The organism is Streptomyces sp. NPDC127084, assembly GCF_042724175.1.
Classification (GTDB): domain Bacteria; phylum Actinomycetota; class Actinomycetes; order Streptomycetales; family Streptomycetaceae; genus Streptomyces.
The window spans coordinates 1-19,528 of the sequence record NZ_JBHXFA010000136.1 but is presented as its reverse complement, the minus strand read 5'-3'; the positions used below and the strand labels follow the sequence as shown (position 1 = coordinate 19,528).

Genomic DNA, 19,528 nt, shown 5'->3' with positions numbered 1-19,528 from the left:
GACCGCGACCGCGACGAGCACCATCATGTCGAGCGTCCGGGCACGCAGGGCCCGCAGCGCACCCCCGAAGAAGATCGCGCACGAATAGAAGATCACCGGAAGGCTCAGCAGCAGCGCCCACACGTCCTGCCGCAGCCCGAACGGCACCGGCGCCCGCAGCCCGAACACCTCCTCGCCAATCGGCGACCAGATCACGATCGGTACGGAGAAGAGCGCGGCAACCAGGAAGCGGTTACGCAGGTCGGCGGCCATGCCCGCCATCGACATGTCGGCGTGGCCGACATGCCCCGTCTCCTCGTCCGCAGGGGGCGGCTCCTCCGACGCCGCGGAAACCTCCGGCTGCGGTTCGGGGAGCGCGTGAGCCCCGGGTTCGACCACCGCTATCGGGGCACCGGACGGAAGCCCTGGTGGATCGGGTTCGGCCATGGCATCGCAGATATGGGACGGTACGACCTGGCCCGCGCAGTGGTAGCCGCACTCGGTCACCCACCGCCGTAGCCTGGCCAGCGAGGTCCGGCGCGGGTCGAAGACGACCGTGGCCGCCTGCGCCACGGGGTTGACCTCGACATCCAGCACACCGGGTCGCCGACCGAGCACCGATTCGACCGTGCCCTGCTGCGACGCCCAGTCGAGACCGCGCACATCAAGCACGGCCGTGCTGCGCTCCTTGGACGGAGCCGCCGACTCATCCTGCTGGTGGCCGCCTGGGAGACCGGACATGGTCACAACTCCTCGTGGCTGCGGATGCTGCCGGCCCACGACACCTACCCGAGGCCTGGGAATCGCGACAGTGACCCGATCACAGCACCAGTGTCACGCGAGGACTCAGCGCCCGCCTGGTGAACGCAGGGTTGGATGGCCGCTACGGAAAGTAGGGGGAAGGGAGTCGAGTCGATTGCCGGTCCGGGCTGTCCGGTTCGTTCCCGGAACAGCCATCGCGAGGAGGTCCTGACGGTCCACAGCTGTAGAACGACTATTGACGCCGCTCGCTTGCGGCGACGCCGGGTCCCGCCCAACCGTGCGCGATGGGGCACGTACCCCAGGTCTGAAGAACACCCGGCCAACCCAGCACCACGACAAGCAGGCCAACTGGACACGCACGCCTGGATCGCATGGTCTGATCTGGACTCACTGCCAGACCCGGTTGAGCCGCCGCAGTTGCTGCCTGTGCTCGGCACCCTGGTGCCGGTCGGTCCGTGGCCTGATCGGGATTCCGCATGACGTGAGGTCACAGCGTGCGTCCTCCAGGGGCAGATCTGGTGGCCGGGCGGGGGTGGGATGCGGTGGGCCGCCAGGGAGGGGGCGCGCTTGGCTTAGACGCCCGTACCTGCTTGCGCAGGGCCGCGGCCTGACTGACGGCGAACGCCGCGACCCGCGACCTCGACCGCCTCAGCGGCAAGGAGGGCGGTGAACAAGGCGTCCCACGGCCGGATCGCCGCAAACACCCCGATCGCCGTCGCCGCGACGACGTTGACGGCGAGCACCCCGGTCAACCACAGCCGTAGCCGGGGCGACGGGCTCACCCCTACCCGGTGGCATCGTGCCGACGTGCGCCCGGAACCAGGGGCGTGGGTGTGCGCCCCAGAGGGTGCGGGCATCCCCGTGTCGTGGCCCCGGGCGAACTGGAGATGGACGGCCGGTGATGGTCAGCCCGAGCAGGCGCACCAGCGGCTCTCCCGTCAAGGGACAGCGGACCGGCGCCGGACACACCCGCCGCCCCGGGGTGACGGATCACCCTCTGGCGGCGAGCAGATGGTCCATCGCCAGCTGGTCGAGGCGTTCGAAGGCCATGCCCCGCGCAGCAGCAGCGGGCACGTCGAACTCCTCGAACGCCGTGCGGTCGGCGAGCAGTCCGGCCAGCCCGTCCTCGGCCGTGGGGAGGGCGAGTTCGTCGAGGCGTGCCGCGCGCAGGGCATCCGCCACCTCCGGGTCCGCACGGAAGGCCGCGGCACGCTCCTTGAGGATCAGGTAGTTGCGCATGCAGCCCGCGGCGGACGCCCACACACCGTCGAGGTCCTCCGTGCGCGGCGGCTTGAAGTCGAAGTGGCGCGGTCCCTGCCACCTCGCGCCCTCCAGCAGGTCGACGAGCCAGAACGCAGCCCGCAGGTCACCGGCGCCGAAGCGCAGGTCCTGGTCGTACTTGGCGCCGCTCTGCCCGTTGAGGTCGATGTGGAAGAGCTTCCCGGCCCATAGTGCCTGCGCGATGGCGTGCGGGAAGTTCAACCCCGACATCTGCTCGTGGCCGACTTCGGGATTCACCCCGTACAGCTCGGGCCGCTCCAGTCGTTCGATGAAGGCGAGGGCGTGGCCGACAGTCGGAAGCAGGATGTCGCCGCGCGGCTCGTTCGGCTTGGGCTCGATGGCGAAGCGAAGCTCGTAGCCCTGTTCGGTGACGTACTGGCCGAGCAGGTCGAACGCTTCCTTCATCCGGTCCAGGGCGGTGCCGACGTCCTTCGCCGCACCGGACTCCGCTCCCTCGCGGCCGCCCCAGGCGACGTACACGCGCGCGCCGAGCTCCACGGCCAGGTCGATGTTGCGGATGGTCTTGCGCAGTGCGTATCGCCGTACGTCGCGGTCGTTCGCGGTGAAGGCGCCGTCCTTGAAGACCGGGTGGGTGAAGAGGTTGGTCGTCGCCATGGGGACGACCAGTCCTGTTTCCTCGAGCGCCCGCCGGAAACGCTTCACGTGCGTCTCGCGCTCTGCTTCCGCCGTGCCGAACGGAATCAGGTCGTCGTCGTGGAAGGTGACACCGTACGCACCGAGGTCAGCCAATCGGTGCACGCTCTCGGCCGGGTCGAGGGCCCTCCTGGTGGCGTCGCCGAACGGGTCCCTGCCCTGCCAGCCGACGGTCCACAGGCCGAAGGTGAACCGGTCCTCAGGGGTCGGTCGGTAGCTCATCGATCGTCTCCTCACATCCGCCCCCGGTCTATTTCATCATTTCCCTTGACAAATGAGTATCTGAAGGCGCCGCCGGGGATGACACAGTGCGGACGAGACGCGAACGGAGCAGATCCATGGCCGTGCCGGAAGGTCCACTGGTCGTCGGCGTCGACAGCTCCACCCAGTCGACGAAAGTGCTGGTCGTCGACGTCGCTACGGGCCGCACCGTGGCGAGCGGCCAGGCCCCGCACACGGTCACGGGCGAGGGCGGGGCCAGGGAGAGCGACCCGGAGGAATGGTGGCGGGCGCTCGGCGAAGCGCTGCACCAGTGCGGCGCTCCGGCCCGGCGTGCGGGCGCGCTCGCCGTCGCGGGACAGCAACACGGACTGGTGACCCTGGACGGGCGGGGACGACCCGTGCGCCCCGCCGTGCTGTGGAACGACGTGCGGTCCGCGGCTCAGAGCGAACGGCTGGTGGAAGGTCTCGGCGGCGCGAAGACCTGGGCCGAGCGCACCGGCATCGTGCCGGGCACGTCCTTCACGGTCAGCAAATGGATGTGGCTGCGCGAGCAGGAGCCGGATGCCGCCGCGGCCGTCCGCGCCGTGCGGCTGCCGCACGACTTCCTCACCGAGCGACTCACCGGCCGGGCCGTCACCGATCGCGGGGACGCCTCGGGCACGGGCTGGTGGACACCGTCGACGAGAGCCTACGACCCGGAGGTCCTCGGGCTCGTGCGCCTCTCCCCCGCGCTGCTGCCCGAGGTCATCGCCCCCTTCGAGGCGGCGGGGACGGTCCGCGAACTGCCAGAGCTGCCGCTGCCGACGGGCGCCCTCGTGGCACCGGGCACCGGGGACAACGCGGCCGCAGCCCTCGGCCTCGGTCTCCGCGACGGGCAGCCGGTGCTCAGTCTGGGCACGTCCGGCACCGTGTTCACGACGTCGTCGCATCCGCGAGCGGATCCGACCGGGACGGTGGCAGGCTTCGCCGACGCCCGGAGCGGATGGCTTCCGCTCTCCTGCACGCTGAACTGCACGCAGGCTGTCGACCGGGTCGCCGCGCTGCTGGGCCTGGACCGGGAGGCGGTGGAGCCCGGTGGCAAGGAGGTCCTGCTGCCGTTCCTCGACGGTGAGCGTACGCCTCAACTTCCGCACGCTGCCGGCCTGGTGTACGGGATGCGGCACGACACCACGCCGGGCAGGCTGCTGCAGGCCGCTTACGACGGGGCCGTGTACGCCCTCCTCGACGCGCTCGGGAAGGTCCTCTCGCAGGACGCCGACGAGAACGCTCCGCTGCTGCTCATCGGCGGTGGCGCGCGGGGCGCCGCGTGGCGCGGGACGGTGCGTCGGCTGTCGGGCCGGGCTGTCCGGGTGCCCGACTCCCGCGAGCTCGTCGCCCTGGGCGCCGCGGCCCAGGCGGCTGGAGTGCTCACCGGCGAGGACCCCGCGGACGTCGCCCGCCGCTGGGGCACGGCGGACGGCCCGTCGTACGACCCGCTTCCGGTGGACCGGGACGTGCTGGACCGGATTGGCACCGTGCTCAGCGGCGGCGACGCACTGTTGCGCGGGGAGTTCCCGTCATGACCCTGCCGTCCTCCGCCGCATCCGGGGGCGCTCCGCCCCACATCCAGCAGGACATACACCGGCGCGACCTGTCGCTGGTGCTGGACGCCCCTGCCGTCCACGGACCGCTCGGTCAGGCGATCGGGACGGCTACGTGACCCGGATACACCGCCCGCCCGAGCCCGCAGCACCCGTAGGAGCCTGTCGGGGCCGTCAGTCCGAGAAGGAGTGGAACAGCTGCCAGGCGAGTGGCTTGGGCTGGAAGGACGTGGACTTGCGCGGCATCAGCACCCCGCTCTCGGCGAGGATGCGCACCTCCTCCTCGGCGGGCGGGGCCAGCAGGGCGAGACTGCCGCCGGCAGGACAGGCCTGGGTGCGGAGCTCGTCCGGGCTGCCGAGGTCGTCCTCGTGCACATGGCGCACCGAGGCATCAGCATCCGGTACGCCCCAGATATCACGAATAAACAACTCGTCCAGAACAGCGGCGTCCAGTCGCTGCCAGGCGGGTGGCCTGCCCGCGAGCGCACGGCGTACGGCGTCCAGGCGCGGCTCGCTTATCACCCAGCCCCGGCCTGCCCCAAGCAGCAGAATCTCGCCGCGCCGGGGGACGCGTAGCCCCGGGCCGAGCGGTGTGACCCGGGCGACCGCAGCCGCCCTGCGCGCCGCGACAACGGGATCGAGGCCGTCGATGCCCCGGTGGATGGCGGCCAGCCGCAGGGGATACCGCCCGGAGTCCACCACCAGCGCGGGCAGCAGATCCCACGGGCCCGGGCTGCCACCGAACTCCTCCCGGATCCGGAATGCGGCGGCGAACCGGTGGTGGCCGTCGGCGACCAGTGCCCGACGCTGCCTCAACTCCCGCTGGACGACCTGCTGCTGTGCGGTCTCAGCGATGACCCAGTAGGTGTGCGCGATGTCCCGCGGTCCCGCCGCCGTCCACTGCGGCGGACCGGAGGTCACCGCATCGAGTACGTCCTCGGTGCCGCTGCCGCCGCGCACGGTGAGCAGGAGCGGTTCGCCATGGCCGTGCATCGCCCCGACGAGCCGTCGCTGGAAGTCGACCCGGGCGGGCACGACGCCCTCGTGCGGAAGGACCGCTCCTGCGGATGCTGTCAGCTGCAGAGCACCGATGACGCCCCGCTGGATCAGCCGTCCCGCGCGGCGCTGCTCCTGGACGTACAGGGCAGGCCGCGCCGTGGTGGGGTAGATCAGTGGTCCGGGGTGGACCCCGCGGAACGGGTGAAGGACGACTCCCGGCGGGGATGGTGGCACTGCCGCCCCCGGTCCGTCGAGAAGAGCCTGCCCAGCGCCTGCTGCGGCGCCGGTGCCGCTATGCCCGCGATGCGCAGACTCTCCCAGAGCCCTGCCTGGTTCGAGGTGATGACGGGCATGCACAGGTCGCTCTCCAGATGTCCGATCGCCGCCAGCGTGCGGAATCCGCTGCCCGCCATGAGCACTCCGTCGGCATCTGCGGGGAGCGTGCGCCTCACCTGGCGGCACACCTCGTCGGGGTCCACATGCCACTGCCCGCCGTGGTCCCACACTTCCCAGGGCTTCATGTTCCGCCACCCGGTGCCGAGGTCGAAGAGGTGTGTGCCGGCGACCGGGAAGCCGGCGTCGGCGAAGTATCTCTCCCCGGCCTCGACAATGGCGGGCTTGAACCAGGGCGGGACCACCAGATAGGGACGGGTCACCCCGGACTCCCGCAGCGCCGCGGTCATCGCGGACGCGACCGTGGTCACCGGTACCGCGTGCGCGGCCCGGGTGGCCCGGTCGATGAAGCGCTGATCGAAGCCCACGCCGCCGAAGAAGCTGCTCGTGGTGAAGCAGAGACAGATGGCATCGAGCTCCATGGCGCCGAGGGCGTCCAGCCCTCTCGCCAATTCGGCGGAGCCCGCGACCCGCTCGGCGGGGTCCTCGCCATAGTCCTCGGAGCCCGGCTGGCGCGGACTCCCGAACCGTGCCGCGTGAACGGAGACTCCGGGCGGCGCCATCGCCCAGAACTCCGTTTCGGGAACCGGGTCCTTGTCGATCACCAGGATGCCGATACGGGCCCGCCGGCCCCAGAGATCCACCGTCATCTCACACCGCTTCACGGGCGCGGGCCGTCGGTTGGGACGCCCCTGCGGCGGCGGACGCCCGGCGGCGCAGCGTGATGCGGTTCTCGGCGAAGGCCAGGGCCGCGAGGACGACGACCGTGCCCACCACCATGTTCCAGGTGACGGCCTCACCCAGGATGGTGGCACCGATGGCCACCGCGGTGACCGGGACAAGGTAGTTGACCGCGGAGGCCGTGGTCGCCCCCACATCGGCGATGAGCCGGAAGTAGAGCAGATACGCGAGTCCTGTGCCGACCGTGCCGAGGACGAGGATGCTGAGCCCCACGCTCCAGGAGACGGAGGGCGTTTCCCAGGCGAACGCGGGGGTCACCGCGGCCTGCAGGAACAGTGCGGCGATGATCTGGGAGGCCGATGCGGCCAGCGGGGCGAGTCCTCGCTGGGCGAGGAACCGCCGTACGTAGACGGTCTGCGCCGCGTAGCACGCCGCCGCGCCGATCACGGCGACCTGCCCCTTGAGCGAACCCGCGGCGCTCTGCCAGGGCGAGATGACCAGCACCACACCGGCGAATCCCAGCAGCAGGCCGCCCGTCTTGCGCCAGGTCACCTTCTCCGTCGGCAGGAAGAAGGCCGCGGCGCCGAGTGTCAGCAGGGGCGTCGCTCCGATCAGCACACCGGCCATCGCCGCGCTCGTGTGCTGTTCACCCCAGGCGAGCAGCAGGAAGGGCAGCACCATGCCGAGGACCGCCGTGACGGCGATATGCCCCCAGGCGGAGCCAGGGGATGGCAGCCGCACCTTGGCGACCTTGATGACCACGAGGAGCACGAGCGCGCCGAGCAGCAGCCGGGCGAGCACGAGCTGGCTCTCCGAGAGCCCGTCGAGGGACACCTTGATGAAGGTGTAGCTGGCGCCCCAGATCAGGCCCAGGAGGACAAAGCGGAGAACATTTGCCTTGTTCATGGTTACCTCTCTCTTGCGTTCGGGACTCGCCCGCGCCTCGCAGCCGCTATGCGCGGGCCAGTTCGGGGATGCTCGACAGCCCGTGCTCGAAGTCCTCGTCGGAGAGCGCGTCATCGGGCAGGGCGCCCGAGAAGTACTTGTCGTAGGCGGTGAGATCGAAATTGCCGTGGCCCGACAGGCCGAACAGGATCGCCTTGGATTCGCCCCGCTCGCGGCAGCGCAGCGCCTCGTCGACCGTCGCACGGATCGCATGGGTGGACTCGGGCGCCGGCAGGATTCCCTCCGCCCTGGCGAAGAGGACACCGGCCTCGAAGCACTCGTTCTGCCGCAGCGCCACCGCCTCCATCAGCCCGTCCTCGACGCACCGGCTGATGAGGGGGGCGATGTTGTGGGCGCGCAGCCCGCCCGCGTGGACCGGCGGCGGCACGAACCCATGGCCGAGTGTGTGCATCCGGAACAGCGGTGTCATCCGTCCCGCGTCGGCGTAGTCGTAGGCGATACGTCCGCGGGTGAGCGTCGGGCAGGAGGCCGGCTCGGCCGCGATCAGCCGCACGGGGCGGCCGCCGTTCAGCCGCTCTCGCAGGAAGGGGAACGCGAGCCCGGCGAGGTTGCTGCCGCCGCCCGAGCAGCCCACGACGATGTCCGGGTAGTCCTCGGCGAGCTCCAGCTGGCGGATCGCCTCCTGCCCGATCACAGTCTGATGGGCGCAGACATGGTTGAGCGCGCTGCCGCGGGTGTAGCCGATCTCCGGATTGGCGTATGCGACTTCGAGGGCCTCGGACTTGGCGACACCGAGGCTGCCCGGGTGGTCGGGGCGCTCGGCGAGAATCCTCCGGCCGATCTCGGTCTCGACACTGGGACTGGCCACACAGGTGGCGCCGAAGGCCTCCATCAGCGCACGCCGGTAGGGCTTCTGCTGATAGCTCACCTTCACCATGAAGACCTGGGCGGTCATTCCGAAGAAGGAGGCGGCGAGGGCGATGGCACTGCCCCACTGGCCCGCCCCGGTCTCGGCGATGAGCGATGTCTTGCCCTGCTGCTTGTTGTAGTACGCCTGGGCCAGGGCGCTGTTGGGCTTGAAGCTGCCGGTCGGTGCCACGCCTTCGTACTTGTAGTAGATACGGGCGGGGGTGCCGAGTTCCTTCTCCAGCCTGCGGGCGCGGTAGAGCGGGGTCGGCCGATACTGGGCGTAGAGCTGCCGGACCTCGGCGGGGATCTCGAACTCCGGCTCGGTGCTGAGCTCTTGCTCGACGAGCGGCGCGGCCATCGAACGGCCGAGTTCGCGCGGGCCCAGCGGGGTGAGTGTCGCCGGGTCCAGGATGGGGGCGATGTCCGGCAAGTCGGCGGCGAGGTTGTACCAGGTCGTGGGGATGTCGGATTCGGCGAGGGTGTACTTGATCGGGTAGGTCATGACGCCTCTCTGACTCTGCGGGTTGGATGGCTGCGTACGAGGGGTGTGCCGACGCAGGGGCTTCGCGCGCTAGGCACGTACTCAGGGCCTATGGGCGTCCTGAGGTACGGGCTACGAGGCAGTGGCCTCAGCGACCAAGGAGCCTGCCTGGACCTTTTCCGGTGTCTCGAACATCCGGGGGTGCTTGGTGCGCAGAGCGGACATCACCGTGTCGTACGGAAAGTCATCGAACTCCCCGTGCATCTCCAGGAATTCCATGTGCGCGTGGCCTTCGAGATCGTGCGGGTGGTACAGGCTGTCGGAAAGTCCGTCGAACTCCAGAGGTCCGATCTTGTAGAGCAGACACAACGTCCTGTTGAAGACGGGGGTGGCCTTCACCCATGTCCCGTTCAGATACACCGAGGTCAGCGCATGGTAGAAGACATCGCCGCCGACGAATTCCTTGAGCCGGTCCGAGGCCAGATGGTTCCGTACGCTCCCGTACACCAAGCGGCTCGGGATCCCCGCGGCGCGCACGGCCGCCGCGTAGAGGATCGACTTGTGCACACAGAACCCGCTGCCCCGACGCACGACGGAGCTGGCCCGTAGCCCCTGCCGTGACATGTCGGCGCCATAGACCTCGTAGAACAGGTCGTCGCGGACGGCGTAGTAGAGCTTGACAGCCCGCTCCACCGGGGTCAGGGCGGTGTGGCCCTCGCCCAGTACGCCCGATACGAACGACCGCACCTCGGGCGACTGGTGGTCGAGGAACTCGGTCGGTTTCAGCAGCTCGTCGAACTGTGTTTCCGTCTCTTCCATGGGTGCCCCCTCACAGATCCAGCATTTTGGCTATGCGCTGACGTTGGACCTCCGAGGTTCCCGAGTAGATGGTGCCGCCCACCGCATTGCGCAGATCGCCTTCGATTCCGTATTCACTCGTGTAGCCGCGAGCTCCGAAGATCTGCACCGCGGCCAGTGCGGAGGCGAGGTTGTTCTCGCTCACGACGAGCTTGGTGATCGCCAGATCCGTGGTGACGGACTCGCCCTCGGTGAACTTCTGCGCGGTGTCGTGCAGCCATTTCCTCGACGTCTCGACGCCGATCTTCATTTCCACGATCTTGTTCGAGACGGACTGGAAGGACCCGATACTCTGCCCGAACTGCCGGCGCGCCGCAGCGAATTCGGTGACCTTGTCGAGACGGTGCCGCATCTCGCCGAGAGAGATACTGAACGAACTCAGGATCTCCCACTTGAGAACGTAGTCCATGACAGTGAAGCCGATACCCTGCTTTCCGATCACATGACCGGCCGGCACCCGGCAGTCGTCGAAGGAGAGCTCGCAGTACGGTGAACTGCGCAGCCCCATCTTTTCGTTCGCAGGATGGACCGTGAGGCCGGGTGTCCCTCGCTCGACGACGAATGCGGTGAGTCCGAAGGGGCCGGGCTCGCCGGTCCTGGCGTACACCACGATCACATCCGCCACCGGGCCGTTGCTGATGAAGGCCTTGCGCCCGTTCAGTACGTATGCGTCACCATCGGCGGTGGCCGTGGTGTGCATGTGCATCGCGTCGGAACCGCCCTCAGGCTCCGTGATGGCATGGGCGCCGAGCACGGCACCCGAGCAGATTCCCGGGAGCACGCGGGATTTGAGATCGTCGGAGCCGAATCGCTGCACCGGAATTCCCACGCTGACCATTTGCGTGGAGACGGAGAAGTTCAGCCCGCCGTCCCGGCAGCCGTGGCCGAGGTCCTCCAGTACGCACATGGTGCTCAGAAGGTCCTTTTCCAGACCGCCCCAGCGCTCCTCGAAGGGCACACGCAGAATTCCTGATGCGCTTACCGACTCCCAGGTGTCGGCGGGGAAGACCCCTGCCCGGTCGTTTCTGAGATGGTCCGCACCGAGTTTGGGGTGCCACCGTCGCAGATCGTCGCGCAGGGCACGCTGCTCCGGTGTCCACTTGATCACCACGTCGCACTCCCGTCAGCTGTAGTGGGAGAAGCCCGCCGTGTCGAGCTGGTGCCGCTCGTCACCACGCAGGGCCGGGGAGAAGACGCAGACCAGCCGGAGGTCCTCGTCGGGTGAGGCGATGAGGTAGTGGGCGTCGTGCTCGTCGAGGGCGTACATGGTGCCGGGCGTGATCGGGTGGATGTTGCCCTGGGTGTCGACGACCTGTCCGCTGCCGGAGATGCAGTAGCACGCTTCCAGGTGCTTGAGGTACTGCAGGGCCGACTCGGTGCCCGCCCGCACCACGGTGTCGGTGAGGCTGTAACTCATGCCGTCGGCCTCGGTGAGCAGACGGCGGCTCAGGCCGTTACCCCATTCAACGGCTTCGAGTTCCGCGATGCTGCGAACGATCACGGGATTTCCCCTTCCTTTGCGAATCCGATGTCAAGCTTCAGACACCCGCCGGGGTGCTCCTGGAGGGTGAACGGCTGATGAGACCTGCGATGTCCTCGATGCTGCGGAAGTTCTCCGGGGAGATCTCGAGTGAATCGATGACCACGTCGAAGTGCCGGTTCAGCCAGTCGATGAGCCTCAGCAGATGGAGGCTGTCGATGACCCCGTTGTCGAGCAGATCGTAGTCGTGCGGGATCTCGTTGAACTCACCGTCTCCGAGGAGTTCGGTGACGATGAAGTGCTGTACGGCGTCCGCTGTTTCCATGTGTCACTTTCCCGTCGTCAGAGCGAGAGTGATTGCTTGCCGGTCGACTTTTCCCGTTCCGGTGCGTGGTAGTGCGTCCTCCGTGATGTGGACTCGCGCCGGGATGGCGGTCCGCACCAGCCGTTTCGCGCAGTGCTCGCGCAGCTGAAGCCCTCCGAGGCCGCTGCCGGGGACCCGGCGGACGACAGCACGCAGTGACTTCCCCGCGCTCGGGTCCGCTATCGCCACCACCGCGGCTTCGGCCACGGCCTCATGCTCGAGCAGGGCGTGTTCGACATCCAGCAGATTGATCCGCACACCACGCACTTTGACCTGGAAGTCATTCCGTCCCAGCAGAGTGAGAACACCATCGGCGTCCCGGTGCACCAGATCACCGGTGTGATACCAGACCCGTGAACTGTCGTCCCGACGCACAAAGGCCTTCTGCGCCTCCGGCGCGTTGAGGTATCCAGTCGCCTGAAATGGCGTGGATACGACGAGCTCGCCTTCTCCCGGGCCGTCCAGTACGGAGCCGTCCGAGGTGATGAGGAGCTGACTGACGCCGGGCAACGGGCGACCGATGGGCAGCCGGTCGGCATCGGATATGTCTCCCGTACCGGGGATCTCGTACAGGAAGCTGTCGTTGGTCTCGGTGCAGCCGTAGATGTTGTGGAACCGGGCGTCAGGGAACAGCTCCGGCAGTGCGTCGAGCACCGCCGAGCCGGCCGCCTCGCCGGTGACCATGACGTGCCGGACCCCGGGGAAGCCGCCTTCCTGCTCGTCCCCGGGCTCGAGCAGGAGCCGATACAGCATGGGAACGGCCTGGAGTACATCGGGCCGTGTGGTGCGGAGCAACTCCCGTAGGTGGACCGGGTTCGCCGCCCGGTCCTGGTCGACCAGAACGGCTCGGCCTCCGGCCTTGAGCGTGGCCCAGATGTCGAGCAGGCACAGATCGAAGTTGAGCGGTGCGTAGTTGAACACGGTGCTGTTGCCGTCGATACCGAACTGTTCCGCAGCCCAGTCGGTGAACCGGTCCAGCGCGTCCGCCGGCAGGGGCACGATCTTCGGTATGCCGGTCGACCCCGAGGTGGTGAGCATCAGTGCGGTGTCGGCGTGGTCGACCTCGACGGGATCGGGCACCGGTGTGCTCCGCACCTGCGGTTGCGGGTCAGTACCGGTACGCGGGGTCAGGGTCAGCACATGACGGCACCCTGCCTGGGCCACCAGCTTGTCCAGAGTGGTCGAGCCCAGCTCGGCGGACGGGAGGAGCAGTGGCCTGCGCTCCATCAGTGCCGCCAGGACGATGGCCACCGCCTCGGGTGACTTCTTGGCGACCAGGGCGAGCGCGGGCCCCTCGGTCGGGTCGAGCCCGCGGATCAGTGTGCGGTAGCGGTCGGTCAGCTCACCGAGGTCTCCATAGCTGATCTCGGTGCCGTGCCAGACGAGAGCCGGCTGCCCGGGAGTGTCCCGGATGGCCAGGGCCAGCGCCCTCACCAGTGAGTTCATACAGCAGTCGCACCGTCCTGTCCGCGGCTCGACGGTCCCGGCGGTCTGCCGGTCCAATCGACCATGGCGGCGCGATCTCGGGCGGCACTCGAACGTGTGTCGAGCGACGCGGGCAGCGCGAGACGGTTCGAGGTCCGTCAGGTCGAGTCCTCGACGCGGAAGGACTCGTACTCGTCGAACGCCTTGCGGGTGATCCCTCGTACGGAGCCTGCATCCTGGTCCCGTCGACCGTGATCGTGGTGCCCCTCAGGAGCGGGAGCCCCGCCTCGATCACGCCAGGATGATCAGCGCCTCTTGCCTGGCGTGCAACCACGCCGAGGGCGGGAGAATGCCGGAGAGCGCGGAGAGCACGCTCTCGCACCCGTACCTGGCCGAACGGACGATGACCGGTGGCTTTTGCGGGTGCGAGGCTGCGCATGGTTGTGCGCAGTGCCTGCCGTTCCCCGTTGCAGGGCCCAGTGCCCTCGCAGGACAAGCGGCGAGGAGCCAGGCGGCAAGCTCGCCCCGTTCGTCGGCGGTCCCGGGTGTCAGGCCATGGGCCGCGCTGAAGCGCCGGGACGCGTGTACGCCTGCTGCGGGGCAAGCGGTCCGTGTCCGGCAGGGCAGACGACGGCGGCCTGCACCGGCTCGCCGCACTCGCGGTGCAGGACCTCCAGTGGGGGGCCGTCCGAGTCTGCCGTGTACTGGTCGCCCCATTGCTTGAGAGCGATCATTGCCGGCCAGAGGTCCCAGCCCTTGCGGGTGAGCCGGTACTCGTGGCGGGTGCGGCTGCCGGGCTCGCGGTAAGGGACGATGTCCAGGATCCCGGCCACGACCAGCTTGCGCAGCCGGTCGGCCAGGACCGCATCGGAAAGCCCCACATGCCGCCGGAACTCGTCGAAACGCCGGATGCCGTTCATGGCGTCGCGGAGGATCAGCAGCGACCACTTCTCGCCGACCAGGTCGAGGGTGCGCCGGATCGTGCAGTTCTCGGTCGTCGTATCCAGCCACTTCATACGGCCATCCTAGGCTGGCTTCAGTGTTGACAGCCAGATATCCGTCTGGCTAGCTTCAATGAATAGAGTCAGCCACGAGAGGTAGCACCATGAGCAGGTCACGCACGTTCAGCTGGGATGACCCGAGCGTTTCCGCTGCCGCCGTCGGGCAGCAGAGCGGTCTCGACTTCCTCAATGAAATGCTGGCCGGTCGCCTCCCCGCCCCTCCGGTTGCTGCGGCCCTGGGATTCACTCTTGAGGAGGTCGAGTACGGCCGGGCGGTGTTCGCAATGGTCTCGGGTGAGGAGCACTACAACCCCATCGGCACCATGCACGGCGGCGTCTACGCGACCCTGCTCGACTCGGCAGCAGGTTGCGCGGTGCAGTCGACCCTCCCGGCGAGGACGGGATACACCTCGGTCGATCTGAATGTGAAGTTCCTGCGCCCGAGCACCGTCGACACCGGCAAGATCCGTGCCGTCGGCACCGTCCGCAACAGCGGCCGCCGCATGGCTCTCGCCGAGGCCGAACTCTTCGACTCCGCCGACCGGTTGCTGGCGCACGCTACCAGCAGCTGCCTGCTCTTCCCCGTCCCCCCGCGGTGATCCCTGAGGCAGTGCGCAGGGCGGGAACACGCGACAGGATGATCCCTGGCTTGTGATCAGACCCGCCTGCAGTCCGGATCATCGGGTGTTGCCCGCTCACAGGGACGGACGGGCACCTGCTGGACGGCGGCTGCTTCGGGGCCCTTGACGGCGCAGGCCCTGGCGGTATCCCGCTCGTCGGGATTGGCGGTGATGCGTTCCACGCCGATGCCCGGCTTGATCGAACGTCTCCTCCCTGGGCCGCAGGACGGCGCCCCTTTCCGCCGGCTACCCGCCCGTGTATGCACCCCGAGTGGTGGGTGATGCGGCCCGGCCGAGGTACTGGAGGCGGGGACGGGGCGACGAACCCATCGACGTGAGAGGCGATCCGATCGAGGACCTCCAGTGACAGATTGCCCGTCCCGCCGGGCTCGGTGAGGGGGCTGTGGCCAACCGACCTCACGCACCCTGGCGCTGCCACCTGCGGGACGGTCTGCTGGACCGCACTCACACGGCAGGTCATGCCACGAGACGCCGGTCCGCACCCGCCACCGCACGCCAGCACCAGAATCTGACGCCACGTTGGCCTGGTCTTTCCGGGGACTTTCCGACCCCGCTCCGCTTGTCACAGCCACTCGTTGAGGCCTCAAGGGCTGCCCACGGCCGCCGGCGGCGAGGCGCGCGCCACGACGAAGAGGAACAGTCCGCAGGCCGCTACCAGCAGCCACCCGGGATGCGAGGCGGCGGCGAGATGGGCGGGGCCGGCGCCCGCGACCAGGCCGCCGGCGACGGCGATGCCGACCGCCGCACCGACTTGGCGCGCGGTGGAGGTGATTGCCCCTGCCACGCCGGCCCGTGATGGGGGCAGACCGTTGACCGCGGTGTTGGTGAGGGGGGCGTTGGCGAAGCCGAACCCGGCGCCGATCAGCAGGTGGGCGAGGAGGATCAGCGGCACGCTCGTGTCCTGGCCCAGGTTGACCAGGCACAGACCGCCGGCCGCGTTGAACCCGCCCGCGAGGATCAGCGGACGCCGCGGTCCGAGGCGTCCCGCCAGAATGCCGGACCAAGGCGCGCACAGGGTGGCTCCGAGCGCCATGGGCAAGGTCGCGGCGCCGCTCGCGAGCGGTGTCCAGCCGCGGGTGTGCTGGAGGTAGAGGGTGTTGAGAAGCAGGCTCACATTCAGTGCGATGAACACCGCCATGGCACCGAGCACCGCCGTCGTGAAGGGCGGCCGGCGGAAGAGACCGAGGTCCACCAGGGGTTCGCTCCGGCGCAGCTCGACCCGGACGAACCCGGCTGTCGCCGTTGTGATCAGGGCGTAGCCGGTGAAGGCCGCGGGCGAGGCCCAGCCGATGCGGGGTGCTTCGATGAGGACGCCGACGACCAGGACGAGGGTCACGGTGAGGAGCACTTGGCCGGGTAGGTCGAGTCGCCGGGGGCGCTCTGCGCGGGACTCCGGTACGAACATGGCGGCCAGGACGAGGGCGGCGAGGACGACCGGCACGTTGATCCAGAACACGGCACGCCAGCCGAACGCGGCGATGAGCGCCCCGCCGGTGACCGGGCCGGCCGCCATGCTGAGTCCGAAGACCGATGCCCACACGCCGATCGCCCGGGCCCGTTCTTGCGGTTCGGGCATCGCGTTCACCACGATCGCCAGGGCCACGGGGCTCAGCATCGAGGCCCCGACCCCCTGGACGGCCCGGGCCGCGACGAGCAGACCGAGCGAGGGGACGAGGGCGCACGCGAGGGAGGCCAGGCCGAAGAGCAGCAGTCCGCACCGGAAGATACGGCGGCGTCCGAAGCGGTCTGCGAGCGCACCGGAGAGGATGAGGAGGCCCGCCAGGACCACGGTGTAGGCATCGACGACCCATTCCAGACCGCGGGTGCCCGCGCCCAGGCCCTGCCCGATCTCGGGCAGGGCAACGTTGACGATGGTGGTGTCCATGCCCACCAGGAACATGCTGAACGCGCAGACGGCCAGCACCGTCCAGCGCCTGCGCCTGCTCAGCGAGGCAGGTGGAGCTGCCAGGGATGTCATGGTCACGAACGGTTCCCCTTCGGTACGGGATCGGCTGCCGACCAGGCTCGGCCCGGAGGAGGGGCCAGACCCAGAGACTTTGCGAAGGCCGCAAAAAGTCCGCATGGTCGCCGAGCTCGCGGAGATCCTCGAAAGCATCGGGCCACGGCCGCGCGCACTGCGGCGCGAACGCGGGCTCACCCTCGTAACCTCGCGAAGGACACCGGGACATCCACGAGCAGTGGCGCCCGCAGCGGCTCAGGGTGATCGGCATCGCCCTGCCTCGGGGCGGTGCCGATCACCCGCCGCAGTGATCAACTACCAGGCGGGAAACTCCGAGGCTTCCCGGACTGATTGGTGCCTGTCGGCAGTGAGGCGGCCGGGAGCGGCCCAGAGGCAGTCCGCAGGGCGCATGACCCTGATTTCTGGCGGCTGCGAGTGCCGGTCCGTCGGCTCAGCGGCTGGAGTATGGCAGGAGGGCCACTTCACGCGCGTTCTTGATGGCGGTGGCGAGGGCCCGCTGCTGCTGGGCGGTCACTCGGGTGACGCGCCGGCTGCGGATCTTTCCCCGGTCGGAGATGAACTTCCGCAACAGTTCGGTGTCTTTGTAGTCGACGTAGGTGATCCCGGCCGCGTCGAGCGGGTTGGGCCGGGACTTGGCGGGCTTGCGGGAGTCGTGGCGTCGGGCCATGGCGGCGTCTCCTTGCGTCTCGTTCACGGCCTCGCCGGGCGGTGAACAGGTCGTACGGGGGCTAGGCGGCATCGAGGAGTGAGTCGAAGACGGCGGGCAGGCGTTTCCAGGCTTCGCGCCCCGACCCGTACTCCGCGTCCGTCAGCAGGCATGAGTCGAGGAGTCGTTCCAGCCCCTCCCGGTCGAGGCCGGGCGAGGTGAAGACGAGGTGCTGGCAGCAGTCGCCGTGGTCGGGGTGCCAGTCGAGCGCGGCCGACGCCTGGCGCATGGGCGGGACCATGTCCCAGGCCGCGTCCGGCAGCGACACCAGCCATGGACCGGCGTTCTCGACGGACAGCGCTCCCCCGGCCGCGTCCCAGGCGAGCAGTGTGTCGGGGCGGTCGGCGAGCCAGAACCGGCCGCGGCTGCGGGCTGCGGCGCAGCACAGGTCCTCGAGTGCCAGGTAGAGGCGCTCGGGATGGAAGGGCCGTCTGCGCCGCCACACGAACGTGCTGACACCGGTCTCGTCGGCTTCCTGGGGAAGGAGCGCGCACGCAGGGTGCTGGGCGGCTGCGGCGGCCTCGACGTCGAAGCCGGCGAATGCCGCGCGGGCGAGTTCGATGGATGCAGCCGGTACCCGCTGGGCGGTGGGGTGCAGCTGTGCGAGGAGGACGTGGCCTTGGTCGTCTGCATCGTGGCCGTCGACGAGGGCGAGGACGGGTGCGTACTCCATCTGACGCGCCCAAGTGTCACCGACAGTCCGCTGGTCGGTGGGGGCCGCCGCGAGACCGGCTTCCGCCAGGTCGTCGCCGTTGGCAAGGTAGGGCAGGACGAGCGCGGGGTCTACGGCGGTGATCACGTTCGACAGGATCAGCCGTTCTCGGCCGTGTGCGGCAACGACTTCCGCCATGGCCTTCGGTTCGACCGAGTCCCACAGCTCGACCACGGCGAGCCGAGTCAGCCCGCCGTCCGCCATCCGTTCCAGTTCCGGGACGAGGTCCTCACGCAGTGCGCAACATGCACAGTTGTTGACCAGCGGTGCTTCACCGCGGGAAAGGGTTCCGGAGGCGTCGCGGATCAGGCGGACCACGGTGCCGTCAGGCGCCCCAGCCAGGTCGTGGTGCAGCGCCACGCTTCCGGGAACGGCGTGCAGGAGGCGGTCGACCACCTCGGCCCGGGCCTCGGCGTGGAGTCCGGCGACGAGCACGACGGGGAGTTGGTAGTCGTGAACCATCAACGGGCTCCGTAACGGCGCTCGAACCGCTCCACGCGGCCGGCGGTGTCGAGGACGCGAGCAGTGCCCGTGTAGAAGGGGTGGCTGGCGGAGGAGATCTCCACGTCGACAACCGGGTAAGTGTTGCCGTCCTCCCAGTCGATGCTCTTGTCGCTGGTCAGCGTGGAACGGGTGAGGAAAGCGGTGCCGGAGGCTGAGTCGCGGAAGACGACGGGACCGTAGGCGGGGTGGATGCCGGGCTTCACGGCAGGAACCTTTCAGAGGATTCGAGTGTGGGTGGGACTTCGGGTCAGCGCTCTTCGCGGAAGTCGACATGGCGGCCGACGACGGGGTCGTACTTGCGCAGCACCAACCGGTCGGGGTCGTTGCGTCGGCTCTTACGGGTGACGTAGGTGAACCCGGTGCCCGCCGTTGAGCGGAGCTTGATGACCGGGCGGATCTCGTTGCGTGCCATGCCGGTACTATATGGGAATGGTTTCCATTTTCAATAACGTGCCCCGCAAGGGAGGCGGCATCCCATGTCAGCCCACTGCCAACTGACCGGCGCCAAGCCGGGATTCGGCAACACCGTCTCCTACTCGCACCGGCGCACCTCGCGCCGCTTCGACCCGAACATCCAGCGCAAGCGCTACTGGCTGCCCAGCGAGGGCCGCTACGTCCGCCTGATGCTGAGCACCAAGGCGATCAAGACGATCGACACGATCGGCGTCGAGGCCGCCGTGGTCCGGATCCGCGCCCGCGGAGGGAAGGTCTGATGGCAAAAAGGAGCAAGATCGCGCAGAACGAGAAGCGCAGGAGGATCGTCGAGCGCTACGCCGCCAGGCGGGCCGAGCTCAAGGAGATCATCCGCCACCCCTCCTCCACTGCGGCAGAACGGGAGGCCGCGCTCGCGGAGCTGCGCCGGCAGCCGCGCGACGCCAGCGCCACTCGGGTGCGCAACCGCGACAGCGTGGACGGTCGCCCCCGGGGCTACCTGCGGAAGTTCGGACTCTCCCGGGTACGGGCCCGACAGCAGGCGCATGCGGGATTTCTGCCGGGAGTGACCAAGTCG

General features: G+C 69.0%; 23 protein-coding genes. 5 read left to right on the top strand and 18 right to left on the bottom strand.

The annotated features are described in order from the left end of the window. The 3 genes from ACFWI9_RS26295 to xylA all read right to left on the bottom strand — a co-directional run. Nucleotides 1-720: cation transporter (locus ACFWI9_RS26295; protein ID WP_387165563.1), on the bottom strand; the 720-nt coding region annotated here is incomplete at its 3' end. A gap of 593 nt (nucleotides 721-1,313) precedes the next feature. Beyond that, nucleotides 1,314-1,523: a hypothetical protein gene (locus ACFWI9_RS26290; RefSeq protein WP_387165561.1), complete on the bottom strand. Its 210-nt coding sequence runs from the start codon at nucleotides 1,521-1,523 to the stop codon at nucleotides 1,314-1,316. A 208-nt stretch (nucleotides 1,524-1,731) separates the two neighbouring features. Continuing rightward, the gene (xylA, locus tag ACFWI9_RS26285) at nucleotides 1,732-2,898 is read right to left on the bottom strand and encodes a xylose isomerase (protein WP_387165559.1); all 1,167 of its coding nucleotides are present in this window, start codon (nucleotides 2,896-2,898) and stop codon (nucleotides 1,732-1,734) included. A 116-nt stretch (nucleotides 2,899-3,014) separates the two neighbouring features. On the opposite strand from xylA, the gene xylB reads away from it, so the two are divergent. Beyond that, a complete protein-coding gene (xylB, locus tag ACFWI9_RS26280) occupies nucleotides 3,015-4,460 on the top strand; it encodes a xylulokinase (protein ID WP_387165557.1) in 1,446 nt (481 codons plus the stop codon). Next, entirely contained in the window at nucleotides 4,457-4,597 is a 141-nt protein-coding gene (locus ACFWI9_RS26275) for a hypothetical protein (protein WP_387165555.1), read from the top strand. The genes xylB and ACFWI9_RS26275 overlap by 4 nt, the downstream gene beginning before the upstream one ends. Before the next feature lie 55 nt (nucleotides 4,598-4,652). Here the strand turns inward: ACFWI9_RS26275 and ACFWI9_RS26270 are convergent, their stop codons facing one another. The 10 genes from ACFWI9_RS26270 to ACFWI9_RS26225 all read right to left on the bottom strand — a co-directional run bounded on the left by ACFWI9_RS26270 (nucleotide 4,653) and on the right by ACFWI9_RS26225 (nucleotide 13,990). Continuing rightward, nucleotides 4,653-5,711, bottom strand: a complete 1,059-nt coding sequence (locus ACFWI9_RS26270; RefSeq protein ID WP_387165553.1) for a DUF1015 family protein — start codon at nucleotides 5,709-5,711, stop codon at nucleotides 4,653-4,655. Continuing rightward, nucleotides 5,648-6,520: a hypothetical protein gene (locus ACFWI9_RS26265; RefSeq protein WP_387165551.1), complete on the bottom strand. Its 873-nt coding sequence runs from the start codon at nucleotides 6,518-6,520 to the stop codon at nucleotides 5,648-5,650. Before ACFWI9_RS26265 ends, ACFWI9_RS26270 begins: the two co-directional genes overlap by 64 nt. A gap of 1 nt (nucleotide 6,521) precedes the next feature. After that, complete coding sequence (locus ACFWI9_RS26260) at nucleotides 6,522-7,457, bottom strand: DMT family transporter (RefSeq protein WP_387165549.1); 936 nt, start codon at nucleotides 7,455-7,457, stop codon at nucleotides 6,522-6,524. Between the two features lie 46 nt (nucleotides 7,458-7,503). Beyond that, on the bottom strand, nucleotides 7,504-8,868 hold the full coding sequence (locus tag ACFWI9_RS26255; protein WP_387165547.1) for a TrpB-like pyridoxal phosphate-dependent enzyme: 1,365 nt from the start codon (nucleotides 8,866-8,868) through the stop codon (nucleotides 7,504-7,506). A 111-nt stretch (nucleotides 8,869-8,979) separates the two neighbouring features. Next, a complete protein-coding gene (locus tag ACFWI9_RS26250) occupies nucleotides 8,980-9,666 on the bottom strand; it encodes a transglutaminase family protein (RefSeq protein ID WP_387165545.1) in 687 nt (228 codons plus the stop codon). 10 nt (nucleotides 9,667-9,676) lie between these two features. Then, nucleotides 9,677-10,813: an acyl-CoA dehydrogenase family protein gene (locus tag ACFWI9_RS26245; RefSeq protein WP_387165567.1), complete on the bottom strand. Its 1,137-nt coding sequence runs from the start codon at nucleotides 10,811-10,813 to the stop codon at nucleotides 9,677-9,679. Between the two features lie 15 nt (nucleotides 10,814-10,828). Then, on the bottom strand, nucleotides 10,829-11,206 hold the full coding sequence (locus ACFWI9_RS26240) for an ectoine synthase (RefSeq protein WP_387165543.1): 378 nt from the start codon (nucleotides 11,204-11,206) through the stop codon (nucleotides 10,829-10,831). Between the two features lie 37 nt (nucleotides 11,207-11,243). Next, nucleotides 11,244-11,510: a phosphopantetheine-binding protein gene (locus ACFWI9_RS26235; protein ID WP_387165541.1), complete on the bottom strand. Its 267-nt coding sequence runs from the start codon at nucleotides 11,508-11,510 to the stop codon at nucleotides 11,244-11,246. Nucleotides 11,511-11,513: 3 nt separating this feature from the next. Then, nucleotides 11,514-12,995 carry an AMP-binding protein gene (locus ACFWI9_RS26230; RefSeq protein WP_387165539.1) on the bottom strand — a complete coding sequence of 494 codons (1,482 nt, stop codon included), beginning with the start codon at nucleotides 12,993-12,995 and terminating at the stop codon, nucleotides 11,514-11,516. A gap of 527 nt (nucleotides 12,996-13,522) precedes the next feature. Continuing rightward, on the bottom strand, nucleotides 13,523-13,990 hold the full coding sequence (locus tag ACFWI9_RS26225; RefSeq protein WP_387165537.1) for a winged helix-turn-helix transcriptional regulator: 468 nt from the start codon (nucleotides 13,988-13,990) through the stop codon (nucleotides 13,523-13,525). Nucleotides 13,991-14,079: 89 nt separating this feature from the next. Here ACFWI9_RS26225 and ACFWI9_RS26220 point away from each other — a divergent pair, with 89 nt between their 5' ends. Next, on the top strand, nucleotides 14,080-14,574 hold the full coding sequence (locus tag ACFWI9_RS26220) for a PaaI family thioesterase (RefSeq protein ID WP_387165535.1): 495 nt from the start codon (nucleotides 14,080-14,082) through the stop codon (nucleotides 14,572-14,574). Between the two features lie 625 nt (nucleotides 14,575-15,199). Here the strand turns inward: ACFWI9_RS26220 and ACFWI9_RS26215 are convergent. From ACFWI9_RS26215 to rpmG, 5 genes are all read right to left on the bottom strand, one after another. Continuing rightward, complete coding sequence (locus ACFWI9_RS26215) at nucleotides 15,200-16,594, bottom strand: MFS transporter (RefSeq protein WP_387165565.1); 1,395 nt, start codon at nucleotides 16,592-16,594, stop codon at nucleotides 15,200-15,202. A 433-nt stretch (nucleotides 16,595-17,027) separates the two neighbouring features. Further along, nucleotides 17,028-17,264, bottom strand: a complete 237-nt coding sequence (gene rpsR / locus ACFWI9_RS26210; protein WP_387165533.1) for a 30S ribosomal protein S18 — start codon at nucleotides 17,262-17,264, stop codon at nucleotides 17,028-17,030. Between the two features lie 61 nt (nucleotides 17,265-17,325). Next, nucleotides 17,326-18,477 (bottom strand): CobW family GTP-binding protein, encoded by a 1,152-nt coding sequence (locus tag ACFWI9_RS26205; protein ID WP_387165531.1) that lies wholly within the window; start codon nucleotides 18,475-18,477, stop codon nucleotides 17,326-17,328. Further along, a complete protein-coding gene (locus tag ACFWI9_RS26200; protein WP_387165529.1) occupies nucleotides 18,477-18,722 on the bottom strand; it encodes a type B 50S ribosomal protein L31 in 246 nt (81 codons plus the stop codon). The genes ACFWI9_RS26205 and ACFWI9_RS26200 overlap by 1 nt, the downstream gene beginning before the upstream one ends. A 44-nt stretch (nucleotides 18,723-18,766) precedes the next feature. Then, on the bottom strand, nucleotides 18,767-18,931 hold the full coding sequence (rpmG, locus tag ACFWI9_RS26195; protein ID WP_387165527.1) for a 50S ribosomal protein L33: 165 nt from the start codon (nucleotides 18,929-18,931) through the stop codon (nucleotides 18,767-18,769). Between the two features lie 64 nt (nucleotides 18,932-18,995). On the opposite strand from rpmG, the gene rpmB reads away from it, so the two are divergent. Together rpmB and rpsN are read left to right on the top strand one after the other, a co-directional pair. Then, nucleotides 18,996-19,232 carry a 50S ribosomal protein L28 gene (rpmB, locus tag ACFWI9_RS26190; RefSeq protein WP_387165525.1) on the top strand — a complete coding sequence of 79 codons (237 nt, stop codon included), beginning with the start codon at nucleotides 18,996-18,998 and terminating at the stop codon, nucleotides 19,230-19,232. Further along, a partial coding sequence (gene rpsN, locus ACFWI9_RS26185) for a 30S ribosomal protein S14 (RefSeq protein WP_387165523.1) occupies nucleotides 19,232-19,528 on the top strand: 297 nt, incomplete at its 3' end. The genes rpmB and rpsN, both read left to right, overlap by 1 nt.

What these genes read in the sequence shown, in the direction of transcription:
- xylA (WP_387165559.1), bottom strand. Translation starts at nt 2,898, where the DNA reads ATGAGCTACCGACCGACCCCTGAGGACCGGTTCACCTTCGGCCTGTGG.
- xylB (WP_387165557.1), top strand. Translation starts at nt 3,015, where the DNA reads ATGGCCGTGCCGGAAGGTCCACTGGTCGTCGGCGTCGACAGCTCCACC.
- ACFWI9_RS26275 (WP_387165555.1), top strand. Translation starts at nt 4,457, where the DNA reads ATGACCCTGCCGTCCTCCGCCGCATCCGGGGGCGCTCCGCCCCACATC.
- ACFWI9_RS26265 (WP_387165551.1), bottom strand. Translation starts at nt 6,520, where the DNA reads ATGACGGTGGATCTCTGGGGCCGGCGGGCCCGTATCGGCATCCTGGTG.
- ACFWI9_RS26260 (WP_387165549.1), bottom strand. Translation starts at nt 7,457, where the DNA reads ATGAACAAGGCAAATGTTCTCCGCTTTGTCCTCCTGGGCCTGATCTGG.
- ACFWI9_RS26255 (WP_387165547.1), bottom strand. Translation starts at nt 8,868, where the DNA reads ATGACCTACCCGATCAAGTACACCCTCGCCGAATCCGACATCCCCACG.
- ACFWI9_RS26250 (WP_387165545.1), bottom strand. Translation starts at nt 9,666, where the DNA reads ATGGAAGAGACGGAAACACAGTTCGACGAGCTGCTGAAACCGACCGAG.
- ACFWI9_RS26235 (WP_387165541.1), bottom strand. Translation starts at nt 11,510, where the DNA reads ATGGAAACAGCGGACGCCGTACAGCACTTCATCGTCACCGAACTCCTC.
- ACFWI9_RS26230 (WP_387165539.1), bottom strand. Translation starts at nt 12,995, where the DNA reads ATGAACTCACTGGTGAGGGCGCTGGCCCTGGCCATCCGGGACACTCCC.
- ACFWI9_RS26225 (WP_387165537.1), bottom strand. Translation starts at nt 13,990, where the DNA reads ATGAAGTGGCTGGATACGACGACCGAGAACTGCACGATCCGGCGCACC.
- ACFWI9_RS26220 (WP_387165535.1), top strand. Translation starts at nt 14,080, where the DNA reads ATGAGCAGGTCACGCACGTTCAGCTGGGATGACCCGAGCGTTTCCGCT.
- ACFWI9_RS26215 (WP_387165565.1), bottom strand. Translation starts at nt 16,594, where the DNA reads ATGACATCCCTGGCAGCTCCACCTGCCTCGCTGAGCAGGCGCAGGCGC.
- rpsR (WP_387165533.1), bottom strand. Translation starts at nt 17,264, where the DNA reads ATGGCCCGACGCCACGACTCCCGCAAGCCCGCCAAGTCCCGGCCCAAC.
- ACFWI9_RS26205 (WP_387165531.1), bottom strand. Translation starts at nt 18,477, where the DNA reads ATGGTTCACGACTACCAACTCCCCGTCGTGCTCGTCGCCGGACTCCAC.
- rpmG (WP_387165527.1), bottom strand. Translation starts at nt 18,931, where the DNA reads ATGGCACGCAACGAGATCCGCCCGGTCATCAAGCTCCGCTCAACGGCG.
- rpmB (WP_387165525.1), top strand. Translation starts at nt 18,996, where the DNA reads ATGTCAGCCCACTGCCAACTGACCGGCGCCAAGCCGGGATTCGGCAAC.